The organism is Acidimicrobiia bacterium (assembly GCA_016650365.1).
Lineage (GTDB): Bacteria > Actinomycetota > Acidimicrobiia > Spongiisociales > JAENVV01 > JAENVV01.
On the sequence record JAENVV010000107.1, the window covers coordinates 1 to 9,884 of the forward strand.

Genomic DNA, 9,884 nt, shown 5'->3' on the forward strand with positions numbered 1-9,884 from the left:
CCGGAAGGCCTACTTCGAGTCCACGATCGGTTCGCTTGATCGTCGACCCTGGCGCGTCGAAAACGAACCGCGCCCCGTCTGCGGTCAGCGCCTGGGCGAGTCGGGCGGAAATCTCCTCATCGGCGAACGGAATGAGACGTGGGCCGCCATCGATCACGGTCACTTCTGCCCCGAGGGCGGTGATGATCGAGGCGTACTCGGTACCGACCGGGCCGCCCCCGATGACGACCAGCGATCGGGGGATCGACTCGAGCGCCAGAATCGAATCGGAGTCGTCGACGGCTGGATCGTCGAACGGAACCGAATCCGGTCGAAACGGTCGCGACCCGGTGGCGATGAGGACCTTGTCGGCTTCCAACTCGCGAACGGCCCCGGTGGCGTCTGTGACCGAGACCCGACCGTCGGCAGTCAGCGAGGCAGACCCGTGGAGGTGGTCGATACGATGGCGCTCAAGATTGCGGGTGACCCCGTCCGCCACGAGTTCTGACACATCGTGGGCCCTTGCCCTAAGAACCTCAAGCACTTCGTCCGAAGAAAGATCCAGGCCGACCCCATACACTTCGCGCCGGTGGAACCCCGATAGATACATGGCCGCTTCTCGCAGGGTTTTGGTGGGGATGCCGCCCCTTGAAACGACCGTGCCGCCCGGCCGGGCGTCACGTTCGACAATCGCCACAGACTTTCCAAAGTACGCCGCCATTGCCGCAGCCTTCTCACCGGCCGGTCCCGACCCGATAACCACAAAGTCATATCCGTCAGTCATGTGTTCCTCCAGGACGAATCGTACAGACAGCGACGTAGTTACGCCGAACAGCCAAACGTCGGACGCAAGGCAACATTTTGCGAAGATGGGGCCGGACGCGACTGGCCATAGGAGCGGTGGTCCACCAGCGACCTTCAGCAGCACGGACAGAGCCGATTCGGTTCGAATCCACCCAAACACCAAACAAGAAAAGCCCACCTACGGCGGACTTTTCGTGTTGTAGCCCCGACCAGATTCGAACTGGCGTTACCGGCTTGAGAGGCCGGTTCATGGGGTTTTCGGGCCAATTCCGTGACCTGGCCAAACGCCCAGAAAGTACCTCTGACCTGGCCTTTCGCGTGAATTTCGTTTCTCAGCGTTTCGCGGCGTTTTGCAGCTGTTGTGGCCCAGGCGTGGCCCAAGCGTGGCCCAAGATCCGCATCGATGCCTCGAAACGAGAGGATTTCGCCCGACCTAAAACGCTCAACCCCCAACGGCTGCCGGACCGTCATTCAGGTAGCCGCTGTTGCCGACACGAGCTTCCCGACGATCGCACACGCAACGCGAAATGACGCGAGCTGGGACCTTGACGCCTCAGTCGTCAACCGGCCTCAATCACATGTCGAGTGGAGCAACGGGCCAGAAGATCGCTCATAACGCATGGAACCGGCCAAAGCCTGCGCCATGTCTCCGTGTGCCAACGCTGTGGATCGGAATCTGTCACGATGCGGCCAACTGTCGGACCGGGTGAGCCGCCGGGCGATGATCGGCGCCGGTTGGCTCCTGTACGCGGGAATCTACATCGGGTTCGGAATGACGACCAACGTCGTGGCCCTAGTCGCCCTGTTCATGACCTATGGGATCTACTTCGGACTTACCGAACCCGTCGAACGAGCCTGGGTAGCCACCCTGGCCCCCGCCGAGGCCCGGGGAGGAGCCTTCGGGTTCTACCACGGGTCGGTAGGACTCACTGCCCTTCCCGCCAGCCTGCTGTTCGGGGGACTCTATGCCATCGCCGGACCACTGGCCGCGTTCGGAACGGAAGCAGCCCTGGCTCTCGTGGCGACCGGTCTGCTGGTTCGGGTCGGCCCCGACACCCGGCGAACCGTACCCGTCTGATCCGGACCGACATTCCGAGCATACACCCGAAGCCGTCGAGTTCGCCACCGCCGAAGATCGCTTGACGATCCAGCGTGGTGCCGGGTAGGTTGGAAATTGCCTGCAATCGTTTGCAGAACTCGAGATCCATATTCTCGAGCAGACTATAAGAGGAGGAGAGACCCGATGAGATCCTCGACCTGGAGGTGGGCGGCCCTATTGCTGGCCCTGACAATGGTGGCTGCGGCGTGTAACTCGGCAACCACCGACACGACCCAACCGGCAGAGAACACTGAAACGACAAACACCCCGACCGGAGGCGACGAGGTCAAGAATCCCGGCCTTCTAGTCCACGCGGCAGACGACGAGCCAAGCACCCTCGACCCCGCTCAGGTTGAGCCAGGTGAAGGCGGCGAGACCGTCATCTTGCAGGTCTATGAGCGCCTGCTGGAGATTGGCTCCGGCGGTCCGGATCTTGTACCGGGTCTCGCCACTGAGGTTCCGACCGTTGACAACGGACTTATCTCGGCTGACGGAATGACCTACACCTTTAAACTTCGCGAGGGAGTCAAGTTCCACGACGGCACCGATTTCACTGCGTCGGACGTGAAGTATTCATGGGACCGGGCAATGGAGATGGATCTGCCAGAGGGTGCCGCGGGAGTACTGAGCGACATCGTCACTGAAGTTCGAGTTGTTGACGACTTCACCGTCGAAGTCGAGCTGCAGAAGGCAAGTGCGGCATTCCTGAACACCACCGTGGTTGCCATGGTCTCGTCGATTGTCAGCGAAGACGCGGTCGAAGCCAACGGTGGCATCGTCGCTGGCGAACAGAACGACTTCATGCAGGGAAACATGGTCGGGACGGGACCATACACACTCACTGCCTGGAACCGTGGCGAAAACATCCAGCTTGAAATCTACGATGACTACTGGGGCACCCCGGCTTTCCTGGACGTCCGCATCGAGATCGGGCCAACGCCTGACGTCCGCGTGCTTGGCCTTCGAGCGGGTGACTTCGACACGATCGAAGCTGACCCGTCGTTCATCGGCGAAATCGAAGGTGCGGAGGGGGTAACGATCTTCGGTGAGGGTCTGACCGTGGAACCAATCCACATTGGATTCAACCTGAACATCCCCGAAGGGGCGTTGCCGGCCGAAGACACGATCCCGACCAACTTCTTCCACGATCCGCGGGTTCGGCGTGCGTCCAATCACGCTTTCGACTATCAGGGGTTCATCGACGGAGCTTTGGGCGGGTTCGGCGACTTCAACCCTCATTACATTCCGCAGGGGATCTTCGGATATGATCCGGCCGCTCCCGTGTACGGCACCCAGGATCTGGCCAAGGCAGAGGAATTATTCACCGAGGCCGGCTATTGCCCGGACGGGTTCGTCGTATCGGTCATCACCGAAGAGGCCAACCTCTTCGAGACGGCCGCACTGGTGCTCAAAGACTCACTTGAATCACTCCCCTGCAATATTGAGGTGCGAGTGCTGGCCGTGGCAGAAGCGCAGTTCGATGATGCCCATGCCCAGGATCCGATCGAGTACGCCATGTGGGTGAAGAACGCTGATCCGTTCGCCGATCCCCATTCCTACCTGTCCTCGTATCAGCATCCAGATGGTGAGTGGGGTGTAATCCACGGCTTCGCCAACGGTTACGCCGATCCACAAAAGGTCGCTGACCTGATCGACGCCGCCGAGGTCGAACTCGACGCCGACGCCCGGGCCGCCATTTATTCGGAACTGCAATTTCTCCTGTATGACGATCCGATGTGGTTGATCGCCGGCCAGGAAGGCGTCGTAGCTGCGTATCGCAGTTGGCTGAAAGGTTGGGAATCCAACCCGCTCTGGCCACGTCCGTCGCTGAAGTTCGCCCTAATCGATAAATAGACCGAGCAGTGGGGTCGGTCCCGAGGGACCGACCCCACCAAACAAAGGGGGGCCGACGACCATGCAGATACGCGACTACATCTTGAGACGCCTGATTGTGCTGCCCTTCCTGATAGTCGGCGTGTCCATCATCGTGTTCGGGTTGACCCGGATCGGCGGCTCGCCAGTGGCGATCTACCTTTCTCACGAAATGTCGTCGGAGGAGGTCGCTGAAATCGAAGCCCGATTCCACCTCGACGAGCCGGTACCCGTGCAATATGCGTATTGGGCGCGCGGGGTCTTGCAGGGCGACCTCGGTTGGTCCGGTGTGGCGGCCGCGCCGGTCACTGCTGTCTTTCCCAACAAGCTGGCAGCAACGATGGAACTGGCCGTTGCCTCGGCAGTTGTAGCCGTGTCACTCGGCATCGGGCTAGGCACCTACGCCGGAGCACGCCGTAACAAGCTGCCCGATCACATCACCCGAATCATTTCGATCAGCGGAGCCGCCATGCCGCTGTTCTGGTTCGCAATCGTCATGCTTATCGTCTTCTGGGTCTACCTGGGGTGGTTTCCCATCGGCCGCAGCACCCCGGAAGTGTTCGCGTCGATCTCCCATCCGACCGGCCTCTATACCGTCGACGCGCTCCTGGCTGGCAGTTTCACGGCCTTTCGCGACGCCATCTGGCATCTCGTGCTACCAGCCCTCACGTTGGGATATGGGGCCACGGCGATTATCGCCCGCATGATGCGGTCGTCGTTGGTCGAAGAACTTCAGGAAGAGTATGTCGACGCCGCTCGCGCCAAGGGCCTAGCCGAGCGACTCGTGTTGCGGCGCCACGCTCGCCGCAACGCCCTCATGCCGACCGTCACCGTCATCGGACTCAGCTTCGGATTCCTCCTGCAAGGCACCATCGTCGCAGAAATCATCTTTCGGTGGCCGGGTCTCGGGCGATGGATGGCCGACTCGGTGCTGCGAGGCGACCGGGCCACGATCATGGCCTATGTGCTATTTACGAGCGTGTTGTTTCTCGTGGTCAACCTGGTCGTGGACGTCGTGTATGCCTATCTCGACCGGCGCGTGGTGTTGGGCTCATGAGCACCACCTCTGCCTCACCACCAATCGTCACGAGCCACGACAGCGCCTTTCGGGTCCGGTTGCGGAGGATGGGAGAAACCGCCGGCAGGGTCTTGTCCAACCCGACCACGCTCGGTGGCCTGGTCATCATCGTGATGATGGTCGGCATGGCCCTTCTCGCACCCTGGCTCGTCGAACCGAACACCCCTAACGCGTCACAAATGCCCCGCGACTGGGGAGCGATCGCCGTGCCACCCGGCTCACCCGGTCACCCGCTTGGAACTACCAACACCGGTGGCGACGTGCTGTATGGAGTGATCTGGGGTGCCAGAACTTCCCTGCGCCTTTCACTCATCGTTGTCACTGTCACGGTGGCAATCGGTGTGGCGGTCGGCAGCCTGGCCGGATTCCGGGGCGGTCGACTCGACGAGATTCTCATGCGGATCGTCGATGTGTTCCTCTCCATTCCCGAACTCATCTTTGCCTTGGCAATTGCCGCCGTACTCGGGCCGTCTTTTCGTAACATCATCCTGGCTCTGGCCATTGTGTTCTGGGTGAAATACGCCCGCATCATGCGCGCTCAGGTCATGCACGTGAAGCAGAACGACTACGTCGACGCTTCCCGGGTAATCGGTGACAGCAACTGGAATATCTTCCGAAAGGATGTGCTGCCCAACTCGATTACCCCTGTCGTGGTCCAGGCGACGCTCGATATGGGCAATATCGTGTTGGTCGGGGCGACCCTCAGTTTCATCGGTCTGGCTGAGGCGGGTCTGGCCGAGTGGGGCGTGCTCGTCTCGGAGGGCCAGGCCGGAATCTCGGGAGGACGCTGGTGGGCGTCCACGTTCCCCGGTCTGATGGTGTTCTTGTGGGCGTTGGCCTTCAATCTGCTCGGTGATGGCATCCGGGATGTTCTCGATCCGAAGACCGAGACCCGATGACGGCTCCGACGACCAACCCACCGAAAACAACCGCTCCCGTCGTGGCGAGTGTGCGCGATCTACGGGTCCACTTCAAGTCGAAAAGTGGCATCGTGCACGCCGTCGACGGGGTCGATTTTGATGTGCGAGACGGCGAAACACTCGGCCTGGTCGGCGAGACCGGTTGCGGCAAAAGCGTCACCGCCCGGTCTTTCCTCCGCCTCGTTCCTATGCCTCCCGGCATCCCCGTGTCGGGATCGATCATCTTTCGTCCTCGCCAACGATGCTCAGCATGTGACGGAGCCGGTTGTCCGACTTGTGCCAGAACTGGCAGGGTCGTTTCGCCCTGTCCAGTTTGCTCCGGGTCGGGCTGCGAGACCTGCGAGCAGAGCGGAGCCGAGACACTCGATCTCCTGACCCTCTCGGAACGAAAGTTACGCGACATCCGTGGCAACCGAATCGCCATGATTTTTCAGGATCCGGGTAAGGCGCTCAATCCCGCGCTATCGATTCGCAAGCAGGTAGCAGAGGTCTTCTATGCCCACCGGGCTGACGAATTGCTCGCCGCCGCCGGGATCGACACGGGATCCCGATCGCTGCCCACCGCTCTGTTGCGTCGGCGAGCCAACCAGCAATCACGCACCCTCGAGAGCGTGATGTTGTCTCTGCCCCCACTTCGCGCTCGCAGCCAAGCGATCTCGGCGGTGGCCGATGCGATGGTCATCGCTGCCCTGGCCGAAACGCAGATCCCGAATCCCCGGGCCGTGATGGATCGATATCCGCACGAGCTGTCGGGTGGAATGAAGCAGCGAGTCATGATCGCTCTCGCTCTGGCCTGTGACCCGGATCTCCTCATTGCCGATGAACCAACGACGGCCCTCGACGTCACGGTTCAAGCCCGCATCATCGAACTAATCAAGGAATTACAGCAACGCCACAAAACTGCGGTGGTGTACATCAGTCATGATCTTTCGCTCGTTCGTAAAGTCGCAGACCGGACCGCCGTGATGTACGCCGGACGAATCGTCGAAGTGGGCGATTCTGAGCAGATTTTCCACGAACCGGAGCATCCGTACACGCGGGGTCTCATCGGCGCCATACCGGGAGCCCACCACGAACGGGGACGTTTGGCAGCCATCGAAGGAACGGTACCCGAACTGATCGATCCGGACCCATCGTGCCGGTTCGCGGGTCGCTGCGAATACGCTGCGTCGGCTTGTTGGACGCAAGACCCCGACCTCCAACAGGTCGGTGATCGCCAGGTGGCCTGCTTCATCCACCATCCGCCCGAACACGGCGACGCCCCAACATTTGATAGGACTGGCCAATGACCGCTGCCACCGACCAAAGGACTGTCCTGGCAGTACGCGACGTGAAGAAACACTTCCCGATCAAAGATGGAGCACTTCAGCGAGTGGTCGGTCAGGTCCGGGCAGTCGACGGGGTCAGCTTCGACCTCCTACGCGGCGAAACCTTGGGCCTGGTCGGCGAGAGCGGGTGCGGCAAGACCACGCTGGGCCGGGTTCTCGCTGGTTTGGAACAACCCACGTCCGGTGGGGTGTACTTCGACCTGTCGGAGCAGCAGCGAACCAACCTCGACCAGGCGTTGCGAGCGGGCGAAGGGGACGACTTGGCGCAGCTGGAAGCTGCCCACCGAGTCGACCGACTCGACGCAGCCAACTGGCGCAGGTTCCGGCGGAACACCCAGATGGTCTTTCAAGACTCGTTCTCGTCGCTGAATCCCCGCCACCTGGTCAGCGACATCGTCGGACGACCGCTGCGGGTCTACAAGGAGGCAAGTGGATCAGACCTGACCGAACGAGTCGTTGGTCTGCTCGAACAGGTTGGGCTGGGTCGCCAACACTTATACCGGTACCCGCACCAGTTCTCTGGCGGACAGCGCCAGCGGATCTCGATCGCCCGCGCCCTTGCTCTCGACCCGGAGCTCGTCATACTCGACGAACCGACCAGTGCGCTCGATGTGTCGGTGCAGGCGCAAATTCTGAACCTCTTGCACGAACTTCAGCAAAGCCGCGGATTCACCTTCCTGTTCATCACCCACGACCTGTCGGTTGTGCGACATATGGCCGACCGCATCGCGGTGATGTATCTCGGACGAATCGCCGAGGCAGGCAACACCACGGACCTATTCAACGACCCGATCCACCCCTACACCGACGCCTTGCTGCGGGCCAATCCCGATCTAACCGAAGACGACGAGGGCTTCCATGGCCTTGAGGGCACCGTCCCTGACCCGGCTCGTCCGCCGCAGGGTTGCCGGTTCCATACCCGCTGCGTTTACGCCACGCCAGACTGTGGTTGGGAGATCGACGACGTTGTGCTGCAGCTTGAGGACACTCCGGCGTTGTTCGACAAGCTCTCTGGCGTCGAGCGCCGATCGCCCTTTGATGCCTCTCTCCAATTCACCGACACCGACGCTTCGGCGCGCCTCGCGACGGCGTTGGAGAGCGAAGAAATGCCTGCGTCTATGAAGGCCGCGATTGAACAAGTGACGGTCGAAGGTCAGACCGTCTCGATCAGATTTCGAGAGGTTGACGAGGTTCTGCTCACACCGCGCGGAAACGGCCGTCTCGCGGCCTGTCTATTGGACAGTCTTCCGAAACGGTCGTAGCCAGACCGACTCCATCGTGGGGAGCGCACATCCGTCACAACCAGAACACCGGTGTGGCAGCGACGAAACCCGAGACGCCACCAGTCACAATGCGAGCGTTGACCAACACATCGAGATCGGTCGAAACACGGGGCGGAGTTACTGTGTGCTCGATGGCGTGCAAGAACACCATCTGACCCCCAATGAGAGTCCATTCGCCGGGCCGCAGATCAGCGAGCTCGATCAGCGTATCCCACAAAGCGTCGTCGTGGCCCGGAAGTGTCGGTAGCAGCAGCGACGCTCGATCGACGGTCGGCCAACTGGGCATCACAGTTGAGCCAGCTCTGCGCCGGCGCGGCGGCTCCGCTCGTCGTCTGCCTCAAGGAGATCAACCGCAACGACTGGCCGCGGAGCCACATCCAGCTCGGGAGCAAAAGGCCACACCGAGTCGCCCACCACACGGAGAACAATATTCGGTCGCTCCGCATCCGGGTCAAGCCCGTACTGCCTGACGAGATCTGAAACGCGCTCCTCCGGAACATATGCCTCCAAAACGCCAGAAGCGACAATATCGGCGCCGTATTCCGCGGCAGCACTAACACCCGAAGAGACCACATCGGGCTCCACAGCCAGAGCTTCCAGCACCGACGGGTGACCATAGAACCGCCGCAGCTCGGCCCGCGCTCCAAGCCTGGCTGCTAATCCAGCCAGCCCGCGCTCAGCTAGGCGGCGACCCGCTCGGGATCGGTCCAATGGCGACAGACCAGAACCGTCGCCATTGGCGATCGCCAGCACCGCCCAGGCCGACCGGGCACGCCACGGTCGACCTACGAGTCCACGATGACGTCCCAGATTCTCGAGCGAGCGCCTTTCAATCGCCCACTCTCGACCGAGCTGATGGCCCACAAGGAGCCCATCTGCCAGCAGCTGACGGACGCGGCGAGGGCTCACATCCAGATACTCCCCCGCTTCAGCAACACTCACAACGTCCATGACATAACTATACCGATGTCGGTAGTATTTTGTGATACCCCGGCCCCACGTTGTGACCGAAACTAACGGTGTTTTTCAGACGGACCAGCAGCACCGGTCCGAGCGGCGCGGGACCGACAAAGCCGAACCGGCCCTTAGAACTGTTACCAGCTTTCGACATCACAGCCCCACATACCTCTATCGGAGAATCGTCCCCCAATCGGCCGGACAAGTTTCCTGGAGTTCGAGTTGATCGCTGACGTCAGTTGGCAGGTCGCCTTCTGCCCCAGGGACAACACTGATTGACCCACCGACGTAGGGATGCCAGATCTCGCCGGTTCTGCCAAACCAGCTATCAACAAATCCGTCCTCTGATGGGGCAGGGGCCGTCGGTAGGCCATTTCCGATGAGGCACTCCTGGACCTTGACATACGCCCTGTACAGGCGTCGCACCTCTTCTTCCGAGGAGGGTGGAGCAACGAAATGGCCAGCGTCCACCGCCGACCCAAGGCAAGCATTCTGGACGGCGTTGTGTTGCTCGGGCTGGGTGATGTTTTCTGCGTAGAAGGTGGGATCTTGACCGTTGCCACC

The 9,884-nt window shown here is 61.3% G+C and carries 10 protein-coding genes; 6 read left to right on the plus strand and 4 right to left on the minus strand.

Features of this window, described 5'->3' with window-relative positions:
* On the minus strand, positions 1 to 763 hold a 763-nt coding region (locus JJE47_06400; protein MBK5267052.1), incomplete at its 3' end, for an FAD-dependent oxidoreductase.
* 726 nt (positions 764 to 1,489) lie between these two features.
* Here JJE47_06400 and JJE47_06405 point away from each other — a divergent pair.
* From JJE47_06405 to JJE47_06430, 6 genes are all read left to right on the plus strand, one after another.
* Positions 1,490 to 1,861: a hypothetical protein gene (locus JJE47_06405; GenBank protein MBK5267053.1), complete on the plus strand. Its 372-nt coding sequence runs from the start codon at positions 1,490 to 1,492 to the stop codon at positions 1,859 to 1,861.
* Between the two features lie 165 nt (positions 1,862 to 2,026).
* Positions 2,027 to 3,736, plus strand: coding sequence for an ABC transporter substrate-binding protein (locus JJE47_06410; GenBank protein MBK5267054.1), 1,710 nt, complete (start codon positions 2,027 to 2,029; stop codon positions 3,734 to 3,736).
* 61 nt (positions 3,737 to 3,797) lie between these two features.
* Positions 3,798 to 4,811, plus strand: coding sequence for an ABC transporter permease (locus tag JJE47_06415; protein ID MBK5267055.1), 1,014 nt, complete (start codon positions 3,798 to 3,800; stop codon positions 4,809 to 4,811).
* A complete protein-coding gene (locus JJE47_06420) occupies positions 4,808 to 5,731 on the plus strand; it encodes an ABC transporter permease (protein MBK5267056.1) in 924 nt (307 codons plus the stop codon). Before JJE47_06415 ends, JJE47_06420 begins: the two co-directional genes overlap by 4 nt.
* A complete protein-coding gene (locus tag JJE47_06425) occupies positions 5,728 to 7,041 on the plus strand; it encodes an ATP-binding cassette domain-containing protein (GenBank protein MBK5267057.1) in 1,314 nt (437 codons plus the stop codon). Before JJE47_06420 ends, JJE47_06425 begins: the two co-directional genes overlap by 4 nt.
* Entirely contained in the window at positions 7,038 to 8,342 is a 1,305-nt protein-coding gene (locus JJE47_06430; protein MBK5267058.1) for an ABC transporter ATP-binding protein, read from the plus strand. The genes JJE47_06425 and JJE47_06430 overlap by 4 nt, the downstream gene beginning before the upstream one ends.
* A 34-nt stretch (positions 8,343 to 8,376) precedes the next feature.
* On the opposite strand, the gene JJE47_06435 is transcribed toward JJE47_06430, so the two are convergent.
* From JJE47_06435 to JJE47_06445, 3 genes are all read right to left on the minus strand, one after another.
* Positions 8,377 to 8,649, minus strand: coding sequence for a hypothetical protein (locus JJE47_06435; GenBank protein ID MBK5267059.1), 273 nt, complete (start codon positions 8,647 to 8,649; stop codon positions 8,377 to 8,379).
* Complete coding sequence (locus tag JJE47_06440) at positions 8,649 to 9,314, minus strand: helix-turn-helix domain-containing protein (protein MBK5267060.1); 666 nt, start codon at positions 9,312 to 9,314, stop codon at positions 8,649 to 8,651. Before JJE47_06440 ends, JJE47_06435 begins: the two co-directional genes overlap by 1 nt.
* 177 nt (positions 9,315 to 9,491) lie before the next feature.
* The coding region (locus tag JJE47_06445; GenBank protein MBK5267061.1) for a hypothetical protein at positions 9,492 to 9,884 on the minus strand (393 nt) is incomplete at its 5' end.

Excerpts from the sequence above, each read along its gene's own strand:
- JJE47_06410 (MBK5267054.1), top strand. The coding sequence starts at position 2,027 with ATGAGATCCTCGACCTGGAGGTGGGCGGCCCTATTGCTGGCCCTGACA.
- JJE47_06415 (MBK5267055.1), top strand. The coding sequence starts at position 3,798 with ATGCAGATACGCGACTACATCTTGAGACGCCTGATTGTGCTGCCCTTC.
- JJE47_06420 (MBK5267056.1), top strand. The coding sequence starts at position 4,808 with ATGAGCACCACCTCTGCCTCACCACCAATCGTCACGAGCCACGACAGC.
- JJE47_06425 (MBK5267057.1), top strand. The coding sequence starts at position 5,728 with ATGACGGCTCCGACGACCAACCCACCGAAAACAACCGCTCCCGTCGTG.
- JJE47_06430 (MBK5267058.1), top strand. The coding sequence starts at position 7,038 with ATGACCGCTGCCACCGACCAAAGGACTGTCCTGGCAGTACGCGACGTG.
- JJE47_06435 (MBK5267059.1), bottom strand. The coding sequence starts at position 8,649 with ATGCCCAGTTGGCCGACCGTCGATCGAGCGTCGCTGCTGCTACCGACA.
- JJE47_06440 (MBK5267060.1), bottom strand. The coding sequence starts at position 9,314 with ATGGACGTTGTGAGTGTTGCTGAAGCGGGGGAGTATCTGGATGTGAGC.